Here is a 17754-nt window from a genome sequence, read left to right on the forward strand (position 1 = left end):
GCGCATGCAGGTACACGAGCAGCTCTTCATCGGCGGCGAGTGGGTCGCTCCCGCCACGTCCAACACGATCGACGTCGTCTCGCCGGCGACCGAAGAAGTCATCGGCCGGGTTCCCGAGGGACGCGAGGCCGACATCGATCGCGCCGTCGTGGCCGCGCGCGACGCGTTCGATCGCGGACCCTGGCCGCGCATGACGCCGTCCGAGCGCGCCGACGCCATGGCCCGGCTGCTCGCCGGTCTCCAGGAGCGCGCCGGCGAGCTCGCCATGACGATCACGCAGGAGATGGGCTCACCCATCTCGTTCTCGCACATGGCCCAGGTGATGGCCTCGAACATGGTGCTCGACTACTACGTGCGCCTGGCGCGCGAGTACCCGTTCGAGCAGGTGCGCGCCGGCATGCTCGGCCCGTGCCTCGTGCGCCGCGAGCCGGTGGGCGTCGCCGGCTGCATCGTGCCGTGGAACGTTCCGCTGTTCGTCACGATCCTGAAGCTCGGCGCCGCGCTCGCGGCGGGAGCCACGGTGGTGCTGAAGCCCGCCCCCGAGACGCCGCTCGACGCGATCCTGCTCGCCGACGCGATCCGCGCCGCGGAGATCCCGCCTGGCGTCGTGAACATCGTGCCCGCCGGGCGCGAGGTGGGCGAGCACCTCGTGCGCCATCCGAAGGTCGACAAGATCGCCTTCACCGGCAGCACGGCGGCCGGCCGCCGCATCGCATCCATCTGCGGCGAGCAGCTGAAGCGCGTGACGCTCGAGCTGGGGGGAAAGTCGGCCGCCATCTTCCTCGACGACGCCGACGTGCCGAGCGCGATGGCGGGACTGCTCCCCGGTGCGCTCATGAACAACGGACAGGCATGCGTGGCACAGACGCGCATCCTGGTCTCGCGCCGCCGCTACCGTGAGGTGGCCGACGCGCTCGTCGCCGCCGTGAAGGAGTGGAAGCTCGGCGATCCCATGGATCCGACGACGCTCTGCGGCCCGCTCGTCGCGGCTCGGCAGCGCGATCGCGTCGAAGGCTACATCGCGATCGGACGCAAGGAAGGCGCGAAGGTCGCGTGCGGCGGCGGCCGCCCGGCGGGCCTTCCCAAGGGCTGGTACGTCGAGCCCACCGTCTTCGTCGACGTCGACAACCGCATGAAGATCGCGCAGGAGGAGATCTTCGGCCCCGTCCTCGCGGTGATCCCGTGCGACGACGAGGCCGACGCCGTCCGCATCGCGAACGATTCGGACTACGGCCTCTCCGGCTCCGTGTGGACCGCCGACGTCGGTCGCGGCCTCGACGTCGCACGCCGCGTTCGCACCGGCACCTACACCGTCAACGGCTTCGCCATGGAGTTCTGCGCCCCGTTCGGCGGCTTCAAATCCTCCGGCATCGGTCGCGAGCTGGGCCCCGAAGGCCTGGAGGCTTATCTCGAGCCGAAGCAGATCAATCTGCCGATGGGCTACGAGGTTCGCTCCTAGCGAAGGACTCCGCGCGACCGGCTAGTGGAACAGCGCCCAGGTGAGGGCGGCGATGAACGCCGAGCAGGGGATGGTGAGGACCCAGGCCCAGACGATCCGCCCCGCCACGCCCCACCGGACGGCCGACGCGTTCAGCACCGATCCGACGCCGACGATCGCACCGGTGATCGTGTGCGTCGTCGACACCGGAATGCCGAGCCCTGTCGCCAGGAAGAGGGTGATCGCTCCGCCCGTCTCCGCGCAGAAGCCGCCCACCGGCTTCAGCTTCGTGATGCTGAGGCCCATCGTCCGCACGATCCGCCAGCCGCCCGTGAGCGTGCCCAGCCCCATCGCCGCGTGGCACGCTAGGACGACCCACAGCGGGACGTGGAACGTCTGGCCGAGGTAGCCGTTCGCGAACAGCAGCACCGTGATGATGCCCATCGTCTTCTGCGCGTCGTTGCCGCCGTGGCCGAGGCTGTAGAGCGCCGCGGAGACGAGCTGCCCGCGTCGGAACCACGCGTCAACGCGCGCCGGCGTGAAGCGCCGGAAGATCCAGAACACCGCGACCATCAGCCAGAACCCGAGCGCCAGCCCGATGAACGGCGAGAGCACGATCGAGAGGCCGATTTTCGTGAGCCCCGCCGTGTCGAGGACCGACGCGCCGGACTTTGCGACCGCGGCACCCGCGAGCCCACCGATGAGAGCGTGTGAGGAGCTCGACGGGATCCCGAACCACCACGTGATGAGATCCCAGGCGATGGCGCCGGTGAGCGCGGCGAAGACGACGGGCGTGTCGATCACGCTCGGATCGACGACCCCCTTGCCGATCGTGTTCGCGACGTGGGTCTCGAAGATGAGGAAGGCGACGAAGTTGAAGAACGCCGCCCACAGCACCGCGTAGCGCGGCGCGAGGACGCGGGTCGAGACGACGGTCGCGATCGAATTCGCGGCGTCGTGGAAGCCGTTGACGAAGTCGAACGCGAGCGCCACCAGGACGACGGTGGCGACCACGAGCGTCATGGATCAGGCGTGCTCGAGGACGACGCCCTCGATGATGTTGGCGACGTCCTCGCAGCGATCGGTCGCGTTCTCGAGCGCCTCGTAGACCTCTTTCCACTTGAGGACCAGCAGGGGATCCTTCGCTTCGCGGAAGAGGCCGGCGAGCGCGTTGCGCAGGATCTCGTCGCCTTCGTTCTCGAGGCGATTCACCTCGATGCAGGCCTTGAGGATCGTCTGCGACTGCTTGACGTTCTTCAGGCCCGCGACGGCGATGGCGACCTCCTCGGTCGATCGCACGAGGACGGCCGCCAGCTCGCGCGCGGGGACGGTCATCTCCTGGAGCTCGTAGAGCATGACCGCGACGGCCGCGGACTCGATATAGTCCATCACGTCGTCCATCCGGGTGATCAGCCGGTGGATGTCGTCGCGGTCGAACGGCGTGATGAACGTCTTGTGGAGGCGTTCGACGCAGTCGTGCGTGATGACGTCGGTCTCGTGCTCGATCTCCTTGATGCGTGCGGCGAGGACACGCGTGTTCTGGCCGCCCTGCACGAGGCGCTGCATTTCCTTCGCTCCCTCGACCGTGAGCGCGGCATGCTGCTCGAAGAGGCCGAAGAAATCGTCCTCGCGCGGCAGGAGACGGCGAAGCATCCGGGGGCGGCTTCTAGCCCGGCCGTCGCCGGGAAGGCAACCAGCGCTCGCGTTGACGGCAGACGGCTCGGAACCCTATGGGGAACCTCCGAGCTGCGACTGCACGAGCCCGAGCGGGTAGGTCTAGCGGCCGTCGGACGTCGCGGCGGGCAGCACGATCTGCACTGTCGTGCCCTGGCCGAGCGTGCTCTCGATGATGAGCCGCCCGCCGTGCGCCTGCACGATGTGCTTCACGATCGCGAGCCCGAGCCCCGTCCCGCCGAGCTCCCGCGAGCGTGCCTTGTCGACGCGGAAGAAGCGCTCGGTCAGGCGGGGCAGATCCTGGCTCGGGATGCCGATGCCGGTGTCGGCGACCGCCAGCACCACCGAGGGTGCGCCGCCGAGGTCGCCACTCCGCGCGCTCACGACGACGCGGCCGCCCTCGGTCGAGTACTTGATCGCGTTGTCGACGAGGTTGATGAGGACCTGGCGGAGCTGGTCGCCGTCGGCGAACGCGAGTGGCAGATCCGGGGCGACGTCCGACGTCATCGTGACGCCGTGCTGCGCCGCACGCTCGGCCAGGATCTGCAGCACGTCGTCGATCGCCGGGCCGACCGGGATCGGGCGACGGCGAAATGGCGTGCGCCCGAACTCGAGGTCGGAGAGCGTCAGGAGATCGTCGATGAGACGGCCCAGCCGCTCGGAGTGGCGGTCGACGACCTCGAGGAACCGCAGCGCCGTCGCCCGATCGTCGCCGGCGGCGCCGAGGAGCGTTTCGGCGTAGCCCTTGATCGCCGTCAGCGGCGTGCGCAGCTCGTGGGAGACGTTGGCGACGAAGTCGCGGCGCACGGTCTCGAGGCGCCGCAGCTCGGTGACGTCGTGGAGCACGAGCACGAGGCCGAACGGCTTCCCGTCCTGGCCCGTGAGGCGCGCGCCGTTCACCTGCACGACCGGTCCGCTGCCGCCGCCGAGCGAGACGTCGCGCGAGACGACGCTCACGCCCGCGGCGAGCTCGCGCGGCAGCTCGGCGAGCCCGGGATCGCGCACCAACTCGACCAGCGGATGCCCCGCCGGATCGAGGTCGCGGGGAAGGTCCAGCAGCTCGCGCGCCCGCGTGTTCAGGAGGACGAGGCGGCCGTCGAGATCGGTCACGAGCACGCCTTCGACCATGCCGCGCAGGATGGCTTCCAGCCGCTCGCGCTCGACGCGCACGCTGACGAGGGTCGCGTTCACGTCGCGCGCCATCTCGGCCAGCCGCGCCTCGAGCAGGCCGAGCTCGTCGTTGCGCTCGGGGCCGAGGGGAGGCGGCGGGGTGCCGTGCGCCAGGGCCGCCGCGAAGCGCACGAGCCGCTGGATGCGGCGGAGCATCGCGCCCGAGAGGAGCCAGGCTACGAGGAAGCCGAGCCCGGCCGCGACGGCGAGCCCGGTGAAGACGGGGCCGCGCAGCCCGAGCAGGTGCTCCGTGATCGAGCTGATCGGCACGGCGATCCGGACGACGCGCCGCTCGTCGCCCCGCTCCTGGAGCCAGGCCGCATAGAGGAGGCGCCGTCCGATCGTCTCGCTGCGGCGCACCGAGTGCCCCTGACCGTCGCGCAGCGCCGCCTGGATCTCCGGACGATCGGCGTGGTTCACGAGCTTCTCGGACGGCTGCGAAGACTCGCCGAGCACGACGCCGTCGGGCGCGACGACCGTGATGCGCGCGTCGAGGCGCCCCGCGAGCTCGGCGCAGGCGCGATCGAGCGCCGTGCCGCGCGTCCACGGCAGGACGGCCGCCGCGACGTGTGCGTCGCCTTCGAGTCGCGTGACCAGCGTCGTGACCTGGTCGCGCTCGAGCGTGACGACGAGCCACGGGACGGCGGTGAGGAGCGATCCCACGATCGCCGCCAAGACCGGCAGGAGGAAGCGGAGCGTGAGCCGCGCCGGATGGCTGGCGACGGCCCGCACGGACGTCAGACCCACCCCCGGAAGTAGGGCAGCTTCGCTGCGACCGCGGCCGTCGCGTCCTTGCCCTCGAGCAGCTCGCCCGTCGTGTCCCAGCGTCCCTCCATGAGCTGCGAGCGGGCGCCGCCGGGCATGACGACCGGGAACACGAGGTTGCCGGCGACGATGCGCATGGACGCCAGGTCGAGCTGAAAGGGCATTCCGGGCTCGAGTTCGGCCCGCTCCATGAGCGCGGCCATGGCCCGCTCGTCGGCCGTGACGCAGGGGATGCCGTTGGCGACGCAGTTGCCGAAGAAGATCTCCGCGAACGACTCGCCGACGATCGCCTGGATGCCGCGGCCCCATCGCATGATGGCCTGCGGCGCATGCTCGCGCGACGAGCCGCAGCCGAAGTTCCGCCCGACGAGCAGGATGCGCGCCTCGGCGTAGCGCGGATCGTCGAACGGGTGCGGCCCGGGCCGGCCGCGCTCCTGGCGGCGGTCGTCTTCGAAGACGTGCTCGCCGAGCCCCTCGAAGACGACGCACTTCAAGAACCGCGCGGGAATGATGCGGTCGGTGTCGATGTCGTGGCCCCGGAGCGCGATGGCAGGTGCCTCGATGATCGTGCGCTTGGCGTGGCTCATGTCAATTCGTGCCTCCCAGGGTGGCTTCGAACAGCTCGCGCGCGTCGGTCACCTCGCCGGCGATGGCCGCCGCTGCCACCATGACGGGCGACATGAGAAGCGTGCGTCCCGTCGGCGAGCCCTGCCGGCCCTTGAAGTTGCGGTTCGACGACGACGCGCAGAGCTGCGTGCCCTCGAGCTTGTCGGGATTCATGGCGAGGCACATCGAGCAGCCGGCCTCGCGGAACTCGAACCCCGCGTCGCGGAAGATCTGGTCGTAGCCGCGCCGCACGAGCTCCTGGCGGACGGCCTGCGAGCCCGGGACGATGAGCGCCTTCACGTGCGGCGCCACCTTGAAGCTGCGACCCTGGATGTGGCGCACGACCTCTTCGAAGTCCGAGAGGCGCCCGTTCGTGCACGAGCCGATGAAGGCGACGTCGATCTTGGCGCCCCGCACGGGCGCACCGGGGCGGAGCTGCATGTAGCGGTAGGCCTCGTCGACGAGATCGCGCTCCTCCTCGGGGTAGCGGCTGCGGTCGGGGAGGGGCGCGCCCACGGGCGTCGACTGCGCCGGGGTGATGCCCCAGGTGACGACCGGCTCGATGTCCGCGCCGCGCAGCCGTACGACGTCGTCGTAACGCGCGTCGGGATCCGAGCGGACCTGATCCCACGCGGCGACGGCACGCTCCCAGGCCGCGCCCGACGGCGCGAACCGGCGGCCCTTCAGATACTCGTACGTCGAGCGGTCGGGGTTCACGTACCCGCAGCGCGCGCCGCCCTCGATCGACATGTTGCAGACCGTCATCCGCTCCTCCATCGAGAAGCGGTCGAACACCTCGCCGGCGTACTCGTACGCATACCCGACGCCACCGTGCGCGCCGAGCTTGGCGATGATGGAGAGGATCACGTCCTTCGCGTACACGCCCGGCCGCAGCCGGCCGCTCACCTCGATGCGGCGAACCTTCAGCTTCTCCATCGCCAGGCATTGGGTGGCGAGCACGTCGCGGACCTGCGACGTGCCGATGCCGAACGCGATCGCACCGAAGGCGCCGTGCGTGGACGTGTGGGAGTCGCCGCAGCAGATCGTCATGCCCGGCTGCGTGAGGCCCAGCTCGGGTCCGATCACGTGCACGATGCCCTGCGAGCCCGACGACGGCGCGAAGAACTGGATGCCGAAGTCGGCGCAGTTGCGCTCGAGGTGCTGGAGCATCTCCTCGGCCATGGGGTCGGCGAGCGGACGGGCCTGGCTGTGGGTCGGGATGATGTGATCGACGGTCGCGAAGGTCCGCTGCGGGTAGAGGACTCGCAGGCCGCGCTCGCGGAGCATGGAGAACGCCTGCGGCGAGGTGACCTCGTGGATCAGGTGCAGCCCCATCAGGAGCTGGTACTGACCGGACGGCAGGCGCCGGACCGCGTGCGCGTCGAAGACCTTCTCGTAGAGCGTCTGTCCCATGCTTCCTCCTGGCGTGCTACGTGCGCTCGGCGTACGTCTCGATGCGGCGGATGAGCTCGTCGCTCACCCGCGTGAAGGTGGCGAGCGCCTCGCGATCGAGCGTCGTCCAGATCGCCTCGATCGCGGCCGCGCGGTTCGCGCCCAGCGCGGAGAGCGTGCGGCGCCCCTTGGCGGTGAGGACGTACTGCCGCTGCCGCCCGTCGTTCGGCGACACCGACACCGAGACGAGCTTCTTCTCGATCAGCTGGCGGATCAGGCGCGAGACGGCCGCCGCGCTCGATTCGCGATGACGGGCGAACAGCGACGGCATGAAGCGCTCGGTCGCGATGCGCTCGAGCACCTCCCACTGCTGCTCGGTGAGACCCGCGTCCTCCGCGAGCTGGGCGCGACGCTCGCGGAACAGGTCCGTCAGGCGCTGCAGCCTGGCGATCGCGTCGTGCACGTCGGTGATGGGCGGCGTGGCGGGCATCCGGACCGATAGTTAACATGGGTTAACTATGTGTGCAAGGGCCTCCGTCGCGTTGCGGGCCCCGCGCGATCGTGCGAAACGTCCCGCGTGGAGCCCGACGTGCTCGCCGCCGAAGCCCGGTTGTTCGGGCGCTATCTCGTGGGACGCGAGCCAGAGCCGGCGGTCGTCGAGCGCTACGTCGCCGCGAACCGGACTCTCTTCACGGAGCCGCTCGCGCCCGAGGACGCCGCGGCGCTGGCCTTCGCGCAGGCCCACCCGTGGAGCGTCGGCATGCTCGACGGGGCGTCGGGTCTCTCTCGTCCCGGCGGGGCGCTGCGCAGCAAGATCCTCGTCATGGCGGCCATCCTCGAGACGACGCCGGAGCACGCCGACGAGTTCCTGCCCCGACAGGTGGGTCCGGTGGCGCTCATGCTCAAGGTCGGGGCCGCGGGCGTCCGGGCGGTCGTGGAGGCGATCGCCGGTGCGGTGCTGCTGCGGGCCGTCGCGCGGAAGCGGGCCTGACTCGTGCCCGCCGTCGTCGTCACCGGAGCGTCGGGATTCCTGGGCGGCCACCTCTGCCGCACGCTCAGCGCGCGGGGCTGGGAGGTGCGCGCACTCGTGCGACGCCCCGAGGCGGCATCCCTCCCACCGGCAATCCGCACCGGACGGCTGGAGCTTCCCGATGCCGTCGACGACCAACTGCTCGCCGGCGCCGACGCGCTCGTGCACGCGGCCTGGGCGACCCGCGAGACCGACCCGGCGCGCGCCGAGCGCGCCAACGTCGAGGGGACGCGGCGCCTCGTCGACGCCGCCCGCCGCGCGGGCGTGGGCCGCGTCGTATTCGTGTCGAGCGTCGCCGCCGCGGCCGATGCGCCGAACCAGTACGGTCGCACCAAGCACGTCGCCGAGACGCTGCTCGATCCGGCGCGCGACCTGGTCGTGCGTCCCGGCACCATCCTCGCGCGGGGTGGGGGCGGTATCTTCGGCCTCATGCGCGATCTCATGCAGAAGGTGCACGTCGTGCCGCTGTTCGGCGGCGGGCGTCAGCCGCTCCAGACGGTGCACGTCGACGACGTCTGCGAGGCGATCGCCCTCGGCATCGAGCGCCGGGTCACCGGCGCCGTCAACGTCGCCGAGCCGGCGCCGCGCGCGTTCCGCGACGTCCTGCGCATGGCGGCCGAGCGGATGGGCGTGCGCTGCGTGTTCGTACCGCTCCCGTTCGGGCCGGCACTCCTCGGGGTCAGGAGCCTGGAGCGCCTGGGCGTGCCGACCCCGCTGCGCAGCGAGAGCCTGCTCGGCTTGAAGGGCTTGCGGCAGGTGCCGGTCGACGACGACCTCCGGCGACTCGGGCTGCGCGTGCGCCCGGTCGCCGAAAGCCTCGCCGAAATATTCTAGTCCGAGCCAAGACTACGTCTTGGCTCGGGCGCGAGGGTGTGGCGTCCGTGGCACGCGCGACCGGTATGCCGCGGCCGGCGAAGCCGGCGCGGCAGCACAGTTACGCGCCGGGGGCCACGGTTCGAGAAGGGCCGGACCGCTCCGCGTCATCGAACGACGCTGGCGAGTACCTTGCCGCTGGCCCTTCGGCTTCGTCCCCGCCTCGGCTCGCCACGTCGCGCGTGCCGGCGCTGCCGCGCCAGCTTGGCTGGCCGCGGCATGCCGGTCGCGCGTACCACCAACGTGACAAACCTCGCGTCCCAACTCGAGCCAGGACGTAGTCCTGGCTCGAAGTCTACTGGACGCGCTGGAACGCCGGGCGGCTGGTGCAGCGCGTGAGCCACGCCTGGACGGCCGGGAAGGGCGCGAGATCGATGCCGGCGAGCGGCGCCCAGGAAAGGACCGACGCGACGTTGAGATCGGCGACGCCGAAACCGCCGCCGAGCAGGTACTCGCGTCCGGCGAGCGCACCTTCGAGGACGCCGAGTGGCTTCCTCGCGCGCTCGGCTGCGTCGTCGGCCTTGGCGGGGTCGCGCTGCGCGGCGGGGAAGAACATGCGATGGAGCAGCGTGGTGAGGACCGGCTCCTCGAGCTCGGTCATGGCCCACACGCTCCACTGGAAGGTCCGTCCCTCGTCCTCGACGCTCTTCGGCCACAGACCCTTGTCGTATTTGCGGGCGAGGTAGAGGTTGATCGCGAGCGACTCGAAGAGAACCGTGTCGCCGTCCCGCAGGGCCGGAACGTGCCCGTTCGGGTTGACCTTCAGGTAGTCGGGCTTGCGCGTGTCTCCGGTCGCGAAGTTCGTCTTCACGTTCTCGTAGGGCACGCCCAGCTCCTCGAGCATCCAGAGCGAGCGCATCGTGCGGGAGCGGGGAACGCCATAGACGGTGATCATGTGTCGACTCCTTTCATGCCTGTGCCTCGGACGCGATGCCGAAGTGCTGCTGGTAGTTGGCGTAGCGCCGCCGCTCGGCCTCGACGTCGAGCCCGGCCGCCCCGAGCGTGTAGGTGTGGCGGCCGTGCTTCTCGGCCGGGTTCTGGGCGAGAAAACGGCGCATGCGCGCCTCGGCCTCGTCCGAGAGCGTCATGTCGAAGTGCGCGTAGATCTGCCGCACCATGCCGATCTGGTCGCGCATGAACTCGGCGAAATGCACGTCGTACACCTGCGAGGCCGGGAGCGGGCGCTCAGTGCGCACGCGCATCGTGTGCTCGAGACCGCGCGCCAGGCGCCGCGTCCAGTCGTCGGCGATCTCGCGCGGATCGATCGCGTCGGAAGCGAGGCTCCGCAGAACCGTGACGAGGCTTGCGAGCGATGCGGCAACCTTCAGGGGATCGCGGTGCGTCTGCACGATGCGCGCGTCGGGATATACCGTGATGAGCGCGTCGAGCGCCCACAGGTGCCCGGGCGACTTCAGCGCCCAGCGGGTCGCCGGTGCCTTCCACTGCAGGTACTGGAGCTGGCGCCGATGCGACCGGTACACCCAGACGAGATCGGTCGACTCGAGCCAGGCCTGGTAGCTCGGAACGCGATGGGTCGTGTGGTTGATGAGCGTCGCGAAGTCGTGCGCCGTGAGTGCGACGCACTCCTGGGGCAGGAGCGCGCCCATGGGGTGCATCTTCTTGAAGTCGGGCAGGACGCGGTCGACCCCCGCGAAGTGGCGCTCGACGGCGGCGATGCGCGGGTCGGTGTCGAAGGTGACGGCGTCCGGCGGCGGCCACGGGTGCATCACCTCCCACGTCATCGGCACGCGATTCGACGGGTCCTGGGCCATGAGCTCGTGCAGGATCGATGTGCCGGTGCGGGGGAGCCCCAGGATGAAGAGCGGGGCGGTCACGGCTCCCGTCGCGATCTCCGGATGGCGGCGGTGCTCGTCCTGCATGTGCAGCCGGTTCTCGAGCAGTCGGACGATGTCCTTGCGCGCGGCGATGCGACCGATGAGCGTCAGGTTGGCCTCGGTCTCGAGCGACGCGAGGAGCCGCTGCAGCGGATCGCGGAAGGCGTCGTCGCCGAAATCGTCGAGGCCGGCGCGGCGCGATGCCTCGGCGAGCAGTGACGCCTCGTCGAGGCGGACGAGCGGCAGGCCGAGGGCGCGGAGCGCCCCGCCGGCCGCGTTGACGACGCGGAGCCCGAGCGGCTTCTGCGGAGGGGCGAGCACCGGTTCTGCGCTCAGCGCCGTGGTCCGTCCTCGAACGTGATGTGGCTGCCGGGCGGCACCGACTCGACCAGCCAGACGTTGCCGCCGATCACCGAGCCGGCGCCGATCACCGTCTGCCCGCCGAGGATGGTGGCGCCGGCGTAGATCGTGACGTTGTCCTCGATGGTCGGGTGGCGCTGCTTGCCGCGCCCCGCGGGACCGCGCTCCACGCTGAGCGCGCCCAGCGTGACGCCCTGATAGATCTTCACGTTCGCGCCGATGACGCAGGTCTCGCCGATGACGACGCCGGTGCCGTGGTCGATGAAGAACGAATCGCCGATCTTCGCGCCCGGATGGATGTCGATGCCGGACAGGGAATGTGCGTGCTCGGCCATGATGCGCGGCAGCATCGGCACGCCGCGCGTGTGCAGCTCGTGCGCGATGCGGTGCACGGTGATCGCCTCGATTGAGGGATAGCTGAAGATGATCTCCTCGACGCTGTTCGCGGCCGGGTCGCCCTGGAAGGCCGCCAGCACGTCCTTCGAGAGCCGCGTCCGGATGGTCGGGATGTCGCGGAGGAGCTCGACCGTCACCGCCTTGGGCCACTCGGCCGCCCGCGGCTCGCCCGCCGTCCGGAAGCCGACGTAGCTCACGGCGCGCCGGATCTGCTCGACCAGGATCTCGTAGGCGGGATAGAGGTGCGAGGCCACCGTGAAGCGCAGCTTGCTCTCGTCGAGCGAGCCGGTGGCGTAGTAGCCCAGGTACATGGCGGCCTTCAGGTGCGTCAGGGCCTCGATCACCTGGCGCTTGCTCGGCAGGGTCGCGGTGCCGAGGCTGTCGATCAGCCGGCCCCCGCCGTAGCTCGCCGCGACCTCGGTGATGACGTCCTCGAGCTCGCTCGGGTGCTGTGCGCTCATCTGCGGACTCCTCCCTGACCGTCGGGGCGGCGTGCTAGCTAGCCGCTGCCCGTACCCCGGGCAAATAGGGCTCGCAAGCCCGACGGACTTGGTCTACGCTCGGGACGTGCGAGCGATGCTCGTCGTGCTGCTGCTGGCCGGTGCGCCGATCCTGTTCGGCGAGCGTGCGCGCGCGACCGAGCAGGCGATCGTCCCGCTGACGCCGCCCGGGGAGCAGCAGGTCGCTCCCATCGGCCCTGCCGCGAGCGGCCAGGTGGTCCAGGGCGTGGCGCCCTCGCAGGAGCAGGGCATCGGTCCAGTGGAACCGCCGACCGAGAACGAGAAGGCCGCCTCGACCGCCGGCAAGGTCACCATCGGGGTGCTTGCGGCGGTGGTGTCGATGGCCGCCATGGCGGCCCAGCTGCTCCTGCTCTGACCCCTTGAGCCCGGGGTGGATTTGGTCAGGTCGATAAGCTAAGCACCGTCCGTCTGGGCTGTTTCTCGCTGCCCCCTCGGGTGGCGCCATACCGGCCCGACGCGCGCGGTGTGCTCGAAGCTCGCAGTGCACTCGCCGCCCGGACGTGAGGTGATGCTCCAAAGTCCCGAAGCCGAGATCGTGCAGCCGCACGAGATGATCGACGAGGTGCGCCGCGTCGCGCGCGAGCGCTTCGGCCTCTCGCGCCTGCATCGCGAGCAGGAGCGCGCGATCCTCTCGGTGCTCGGGGGCAGGGACACCCTCCTCATCCTGCCGACCGGCGGCGGGAAGTCCCTCTGCTACCAGCTCCCGTCCGTCCTGTTGCCCCGCCCGACGGTCGTCGTCTCGCCGCTGCTCGCGCTGCTGGAGGATCAACACCAGAAGCTCGTCGAGTACGGCATCCCGGCCATCCGTCTCGACAGCACGGTCGGCGTGACCGAGCGGCGCGAAGCGCTGGCGCGCCTGAAGGACGGCGGTTCGCTGCTCGTCCTCACCACGCCCGAGACGCTCGCCGGCAACGAGCTCGGGAGCCTGCTCGAGCAGAACCCGCCGGGCCTCGTCGCCGTCGACGAGGCGCACTGCATCTCGGAGTGGGGCCACGACTTCCGCCCCGCCTACCTGGCGCTGGGCCAGCGCGTCGCGAAGCTCCAGGCCGGCCACGTGCTGGCGCTGACTGCGACGGCCACGCAGCCGGTCCGCGACGACATCATCCGCTACCTCGGCCTGCGCGACCCCGAGGTCATCGTCGCCTCGCCCCATCGCCATAACCTGGTCTTCGAGGTGCGGCACGTGCGCGGCGACGAGAAGCTGCGCCAGCTCGCGAAGCTCGCGCGCCGCCTGCCGCGTCCGGGCATCATCTATTGCTCGACGACCAAAGCGGTCGAGGACGTGTGGCTCGGGCTCCGCCTGATCAAGATCCCCACCGCCCGCTACCACGGCAAGATGACCGACAAGGACCGCACCGAGCACCAGGCGCGGTTCATGCACAAGGGCAAGCGCATCGTCATGGTCGCGACGAGCGCCTTCGGCCTCGGGATCGACAAGCCGGACATCCGCTACATCGTGCACTACCAGGCGCCGGCGTCGCTCGAGCGCTACCTGCAGGAGGCCGGCCGCGCCGGACGCGACGGGCATCAGGCCCGCTGCATCCTCCTCTTCGACGAGAGCGACCTCGCGATCCAGGAGCACCTGCTCGCGCTCTCGCGTCTCTCGCCGGCCCTGCTCGGGAAGTTCGGGCGCGCGATCGCCGCCTACGCCGGCGAGGACCGCGACGCCAACATCGAGGAGCTCGCGCTCTCGGCCGGCATCTCGCAGCGTGCCGCCACCTCCATCGTGACGGCGCTGGTCGAGGCCGGCATCGCCGAGCGCGTGGGCGATCGCGTGCGGGCCCTCGGCGAGCTCGACACGCTCGTCGAGCGGGTCGAGAGCCTGCGCTCGCGCTTCGAGGTGCTGCGCCGTGAAGACGATCGGCGCCTGCGCGCGATCAGCGAGTACGCCAACGAGACGGGCTGCCGCAGCCAGATGTTGCGGCGCTACTTCGGCGACGTCGATCCGCGTCCGTGCGGTCGCTGCGATCTTTGCCGCGCGAACGGTCTCGCCGAGCCCGGTCGCGGCCGGCGCCGCCGGCGCCGGGGTCGCGGCGGCGACCGTCATCCGGCGCCGGTTGGGGGGCAGCCGTCGGGTTCGCCGGAGCAGCCGCTCGCCGCGCAGGGACGCCGGCCCGAATCGCACCACGACTTCCCGGACCCACGCCGGCGCCGCCGGCGCCGGCGCGGTCGCCGCGGTGCCGGAGACGGTGCTGCCCAGCCGCAGGTGGCGAAGCCGGTGGCGCCGCCCCTGATGGTCCTCGAGCCGCTCGGCGCCGACGCGGACGAGCTAGCGGCCGAGCTCGGAGCACCCGGCCTGCCACCCCTCGCCGGCAGCGACGTACCGCCGCCGATACCCGGGCAGCAGCCCGGTCATCACCCCGGGGGCGGTCGCCGGCGCCGTCGCCGCCGCCGTCGCCGCGGCCACGGCCAGCATCCGGCCGCCGCGGCCACACCCGCTCAGACGTAGCGAAGCGCGTCCGTCGGCGCGAGCCGCACGGCACGGCGGGCCGGCCAGAGCCCGGCGAGAGCGGCCAGCGCAGCGGGGAGCACGATCGCACCCGCGAGCAGGCGCACGGTGAGCAGGAAGATCGGCGCGCCCAGCCGCTCCGTCACGGCGTTGAGCGCGCTCGCGACGACCATGCCCGTGCCGGCGCCGAGGAGGCCGCCCGCAGCACCGATCGCCGTCGCTTCGAGCACGAGCGCGCGCACGACCTGCCCGCGCGTCGCGCCGACGACGCGCCGGAGCCCGATCTCGCGGCGTCGCTCGACGACCGCGGTCACCATGGTGTTGGCAACCGCGAGCGCGGCGACGACGAGCGCGACGATCGCGCTCCCCAGCACTAGGGCCCGCAGGAAGACGAGCGCCCGGTCGACCTGCAGACGCGCGTCGGCCGGCGAGAGGACCGACACGCCCGACACCTGCTCCCGCACCCGCGCGGCCACGGCTTCGGGGTCCTCTCCGTCCTTCCAGAAGGCGGCCGCCGCGGTCGCGACCGGCAGCACCTTCGAGCCGGGCACCAGCGCCAGCCGACGGAGCAGGGGCTCGCTCTCGACCAGGAGCTGCTCGGCGATCGGGAAGGGCATGAACACGAAGCTGTCCGGGCCCGTGAAGGTGGGCTCGAGCACCCCGATGACGTCGAAAGCCCGTCCGCGGACGGTCAGCGTCCCGCCGACCGCGAGCCCCGTGCTGCGTGCGACCTGACTGCCGATCACGACCTCGTCGGCGCCGGGGCGCGGAACGAGCCGGCCGGCGGCGACGCGCGGCGGCCCGGTCGAGCGGTTCATCCACAGCCGCTCGACGTCGATCCCGAACACGAGCGGCGCTAAGGTGAAGGGCAGTGGCGGCGGTCCGTCGCCGACCGGGAACATCACGATGGGCGCGACGGCTTCCACGCCCGGAACCGCCTGCAGGGCGGCGAGCTGATCGGCCGACACGAGCCCTCCGCGCGTGAGGCCGCCGGTCGCGCCCCCGCTTCCGGCGCCGCTCACCGTGATCTGACCGGTCGCGAAGTCGCGGCCGCCACGGACGAGGCGATCCATCTTCTCGCTGAGCGCGCCCAGGAGCACGAGCGCGGTCACGCCGATCGCGATCCCGGCGCAGGTGAGCGTGGTGCGCAGGCGACGCCGGCCGAGCTCGCGCAACGCTGCCCGCAGGCCGTCCATTCGCGGCTCGCTTAGTCGACGGGTGTCCGCGCTGCAACATGCCGCAAAGAGTCGACGCGGCGCCGAAGGTGCGCTACAACCGAGGTCGTCAGGGGAGGTGAGGTGGTGGAGCTCGCGAGCATCGAGGGCGCGCGGCGCGACAAGTCCGGGGCGACGACGTTGCCGGGCCGGTTGCGCTCGGCGCTCACCGCGCGTGGCTGGGTCCGACGACCCGAGCCGCGGGTCCGCTTCGGACAACCGGTGTTTCCGGGGGTGGCCTCGTTGGGCCCCGCGCAGCGGGACGCCGCCGCGGCGTTCGTCGCCGAGGCCGCGGCGGTCCGCAAGGGAACCGTCACGCACCTCGGCCGGAGCGTCCGGTTCGGGAAGCAGGTGGATTGGTTCCCGCGCGGCACGAGCCCGGCGTGGCAGCAGGCCCTCAACGCGCACGACGAGCTGCTCGCGATCGCCGTCGCCGGCGCGACCGCGGCCGACCCGGCCGAGCGCCGCGCCTGGTACGACCTCGCGAAGGGATTGGTGCGCGACTGGATGCGCCAGGTGCCGGCGGGACACCCCGTCGCCTGGACTGTCCCGCCGCTCGCGCGACGGCTCCGCAACCACCTCCTCATGAGCGCGCTCTTTGCGACCGAGCTTCGCGGCGACGTCGAGACGCGGCGCGAGCTGCTGGTGAGCCTCTACGACCAGGCGGGCGCGCTAGTGGCGGCGACCGCGAAGCACGCGCCCGGCCCGTGGCTCGTCGCCGCCGGCCAGGCGCTGCTGCTCGCCGGCCGGTTCTTCGACGGCATGGAGGCGCGGAGCTGGATCGAAGCCGCGACGGTGCTCCTCTGGGGCCGCCTGCGCGATCAGGGACGCGACGACGGTGCGCAGGAGAGTCGCTCGCCGGGCTGGCAGGCATTCGTCCTCGCCGAGTACCTGGGCGTCCTCGCCATCCTGCGCGCCGACAACGACGACATCCCGGTCTGGGGTCGCAAGCACGTGAAAGGCATGACCGACGCCCTCGCGCGCATCGTCCAGCCGGGTGGCCTCCTTCCCGAGTTCGGGCCGACGCCCGTCGACGGCACCTGGCCCGTGGCGGAGCTCCTCGCGACGGCGGCGGTCGTGCTGCACGATCCGGCTTTCGCGCAGGCGCCGGAGCTGCCGGGCATCTGGCCACTCCTGCTGCTCGGCGAGAGCGGCCGCCGGACGTACGCCGGGTTCACCCGTTCGGGCGAGATCGTTCCCGAAGCGCGCGCGGTGCGGCGCACGGGCTATTACGTGCTGGCCGGCGGGCCCGGGGACATGATGGTCCTCGACGGCGGCGCACACCCGTGCTCGGACGGATCGGCGGTCTTCGGCTACGAGCTCGCCGTCGGCGGGCTGCCGCTCGTCGTCGGCTCGCGCGTGACGCTGGAAGAGGATGGGGCGGTCCCCGGGCACGCGCGCACGCGACGTGCCCGCAACGTGCTCGTGCCGGCGCGCCTCAGCGGCGAGCCGGAGGGCGAGATCGAAGGCCGCTTCACCGTACGCGAGGGCGTGCAGTACTTCCTCGGGACGGCCAAAGGCTTCGCGGGCCTCGGCGCCGACATCCAATACCGGCGTCGGGTGTTCTGCCTCCCGGGTCGCTTCTGGTTCGTGTGTGACGAGATCACGGGCCGCGGGACCTTTGCCGGCGAGACGCTCGTCCACTTCCATCCCGACGTCACGGTGCGCGCGGCGTGCGCGGGGAAGCCGGTGGTCACGATCGCGCGCTCCGGGGCGTCGGCGGTCTCGGTCCTCGTCACCGGCGTGCGCAGCGTCGGCCTGGTCGGCGGAGCGACCAAGCCCGACACGCAGGGATGGTACGCGACCGCCCCGGGCGTGTGGGCGCCTGCCCCCGCCGTCGTGCTCCGCGTGAACGGGTCGCTGCCGCTCACGATCGCCTACGCGCTCGTGCCGGGCGAAGAGGGCGCAACCGGCGAGATCGCGGTGGAGAGCGACGCCTTCGAGCTGCGCGCGGGTGTACGACTCGGCGCCACGGTCTACGAGATCACGGCCGTGCAGGACGAGGTCGGGCTTCTCGTCCGACCCGCCTGA

Annotated in this window: 16 protein-coding genes; 6 read left to right on the plus strand and 10 right to left on the minus strand. The window is 71.6% G+C overall.

The window, feature by feature from the left end; all coding sequences use genetic code 11:
* Window positions 1-4: 4 nt before the first annotated feature.
* On the plus strand, window positions 5-1459 hold the full coding sequence (locus VMS22_25220; GenBank protein ID HXJ37343.1) for an aldehyde dehydrogenase: 1455 nt from the start codon (window positions 5-7) through the stop codon (window positions 1457-1459).
* A 21-nt stretch (window positions 1460-1480) separates the two neighbouring features.
* Here the strand turns inward: VMS22_25220 and VMS22_25225 are convergent, their stop codons facing one another.
* From VMS22_25225 to VMS22_25250, 6 genes are all read right to left on the minus strand, one after another.
* Window positions 1481-2461: an inorganic phosphate transporter gene (locus tag VMS22_25225; GenBank protein ID HXJ37344.1), complete on the minus strand. Its 981-nt coding sequence runs from the start codon at window positions 2459-2461 to the stop codon at window positions 1481-1483.
* A 3-nt stretch (window positions 2462-2464) separates the two neighbouring features.
* Entirely contained in the window at window positions 2465-3091 is a 627-nt protein-coding gene (locus tag VMS22_25230; GenBank protein HXJ37345.1) for a DUF47 family protein, read from the minus strand.
* A 123-nt stretch (window positions 3092-3214) separates the two neighbouring features.
* Window positions 3215-5029 carry an ATP-binding protein gene (locus VMS22_25235; protein HXJ37346.1) on the minus strand — a complete coding sequence of 605 codons (1815 nt, stop codon included), beginning with the start codon at window positions 5027-5029 and terminating at the stop codon, window positions 3215-3217.
* On the minus strand, window positions 5020-5634 hold the full coding sequence (gene leuD, locus VMS22_25240) for a 3-isopropylmalate dehydratase small subunit (GenBank protein HXJ37347.1): 615 nt from the start codon (window positions 5632-5634) through the stop codon (window positions 5020-5022). Before leuD ends, VMS22_25235 begins: the two co-directional genes overlap by 10 nt.
* Before the next feature lies 1 nt (window position 5635).
* Window positions 5636-7066: a 3-isopropylmalate dehydratase large subunit gene (leuC, locus tag VMS22_25245; GenBank protein ID HXJ37348.1), complete on the minus strand. Its 1431-nt coding sequence runs from the start codon at window positions 7064-7066 to the stop codon at window positions 5636-5638.
* Window positions 7067-7082: 16 nt separating this feature from the next.
* The gene (locus VMS22_25250; protein HXJ37349.1) at window positions 7083-7535 is read right to left on the minus strand and encodes a MarR family transcriptional regulator; all 453 of its coding nucleotides are present in this window, start codon (window positions 7533-7535) and stop codon (window positions 7083-7085) included.
* Between the two features lie 87 nt (window positions 7536-7622).
* Between VMS22_25250 and VMS22_25255 the strand changes: the two genes are divergently transcribed.
* Window positions 7623-8036 carry a hypothetical protein gene (locus VMS22_25255; GenBank protein ID HXJ37350.1) on the plus strand — a complete coding sequence of 138 codons (414 nt, stop codon included), beginning with the start codon at window positions 7623-7625 and terminating at the stop codon, window positions 8034-8036.
* Window positions 8037-8039: 3 nt separating this feature from the next.
* Window positions 8040-8909, plus strand: a complete 870-nt coding sequence (locus tag VMS22_25260; protein ID HXJ37351.1) for an NAD(P)-dependent oxidoreductase — start codon at window positions 8040-8042, stop codon at window positions 8907-8909.
* 334 nt (window positions 8910-9243) lie between these two features.
* On the opposite strand, the gene VMS22_25265 is transcribed toward VMS22_25260, so the two are convergent.
* Genes VMS22_25265 through epsC form a run of 3 tightly spaced genes read right to left on the minus strand, consistent with a single transcriptional unit; the run spans window position 9244 to window position 12000 of the window.
* The gene (locus VMS22_25265) at window positions 9244-9843 is read right to left on the minus strand and encodes a glutathione S-transferase family protein (protein ID HXJ37352.1); all 600 of its coding nucleotides are present in this window, start codon (window positions 9841-9843) and stop codon (window positions 9244-9246) included.
* A gap of 13 nt (window positions 9844-9856) precedes the next feature.
* A complete protein-coding gene (locus tag VMS22_25270; protein ID HXJ37353.1) occupies window positions 9857-11104 on the minus strand; it encodes a sulfotransferase in 1248 nt (415 codons plus the stop codon).
* A gap of 11 nt (window positions 11105-11115) precedes the next feature.
* Window positions 11116-12000 carry a serine O-acetyltransferase EpsC gene (epsC, locus tag VMS22_25275; GenBank protein HXJ37354.1) on the minus strand — a complete coding sequence of 295 codons (885 nt, stop codon included), beginning with the start codon at window positions 11998-12000 and terminating at the stop codon, window positions 11116-11118.
* A 106-nt stretch (window positions 12001-12106) separates the two neighbouring features.
* Between epsC and VMS22_25280 the strand changes: the two genes are divergently transcribed.
* A complete protein-coding gene (locus VMS22_25280) occupies window positions 12107-12415 on the plus strand; it encodes a hypothetical protein (GenBank protein ID HXJ37355.1) in 309 nt (102 codons plus the stop codon).
* Window positions 12416-12568: 153 nt separating this feature from the next.
* The gene (locus tag VMS22_25285; protein ID HXJ37356.1) at window positions 12569-14509 is read left to right on the plus strand and encodes a RecQ family ATP-dependent DNA helicase; all 1941 of its coding nucleotides are present in this window, start codon (window positions 12569-12571) and stop codon (window positions 14507-14509) included.
* Here VMS22_25285 and VMS22_25290 read toward each other — a convergent pair.
* Window positions 14500-15705 carry an ABC transporter permease gene (locus VMS22_25290; GenBank protein HXJ37357.1) on the minus strand — a complete coding sequence of 402 codons (1206 nt, stop codon included), beginning with the start codon at window positions 15703-15705 and terminating at the stop codon, window positions 14500-14502. The two genes, VMS22_25285 and VMS22_25290, sit on opposite strands and share 10 nt — an antisense overlap.
* A gap of 105 nt (window positions 15706-15810) precedes the next feature.
* Between VMS22_25290 and VMS22_25295 the strand changes: the two genes are divergently transcribed.
* A complete protein-coding gene (locus VMS22_25295) occupies window positions 15811-17754 on the plus strand; it encodes a heparinase II/III family protein (GenBank protein HXJ37358.1) in 1944 nt (647 codons plus the stop codon).

This window comes from Candidatus Eisenbacteria bacterium, assembly GCA_035577985.1.
Taxonomy (GTDB): Bacteria; Desulfobacterota; Binatia; order DP-6; family DP-6; genus DATJZY01.

What these genes read in the sequence shown, in the direction of transcription:
- leuD (HXJ37347.1), bottom strand. Translation starts at nt 5,634, where the DNA reads ATGAGCCACGCCAAGCGCACGATCATCGAGGCACCTGCCATCGCGCTC.
- VMS22_25250 (HXJ37349.1), bottom strand. Translation starts at nt 7,535, where the DNA reads ATGCCCGCCACGCCGCCCATCACCGACGTGCACGACGCGATCGCCAGG.
- VMS22_25220 (HXJ37343.1), top strand. Translation starts at nt 5, where the DNA reads ATGCAGGTACACGAGCAGCTCTTCATCGGCGGCGAGTGGGTCGCTCCC.
- leuC (HXJ37348.1), bottom strand. Translation starts at nt 7,066, where the DNA reads ATGGGACAGACGCTCTACGAGAAGGTCTTCGACGCGCACGCGGTCCGG.
- epsC (HXJ37354.1), bottom strand. Translation starts at nt 12,000, where the DNA reads ATGAGCGCACAGCACCCGAGCGAGCTCGAGGACGTCATCACCGAGGTC.
- VMS22_25290 (HXJ37357.1), bottom strand. Translation starts at nt 15,705, where the DNA reads ATGGACGGCCTGCGGGCAGCGTTGCGCGAGCTCGGCCGGCGTCGCCTG.
- VMS22_25225 (HXJ37344.1), bottom strand. Translation starts at nt 2,461, where the DNA reads ATGACGCTCGTGGTCGCCACCGTCGTCCTGGTGGCGCTCGCGTTCGAC.
- VMS22_25285 (HXJ37356.1), top strand. Translation starts at nt 12,569, where the DNA reads ATGCTCCAAAGTCCCGAAGCCGAGATCGTGCAGCCGCACGAGATGATC.
- VMS22_25230 (HXJ37345.1), bottom strand. Translation starts at nt 3,091, where the DNA reads ATGCTTCGCCGTCTCCTGCCGCGCGAGGACGATTTCTTCGGCCTCTTC.
- VMS22_25265 (HXJ37352.1), bottom strand. Translation starts at nt 9,843, where the DNA reads ATGATCACCGTCTATGGCGTTCCCCGCTCCCGCACGATGCGCTCGCTC.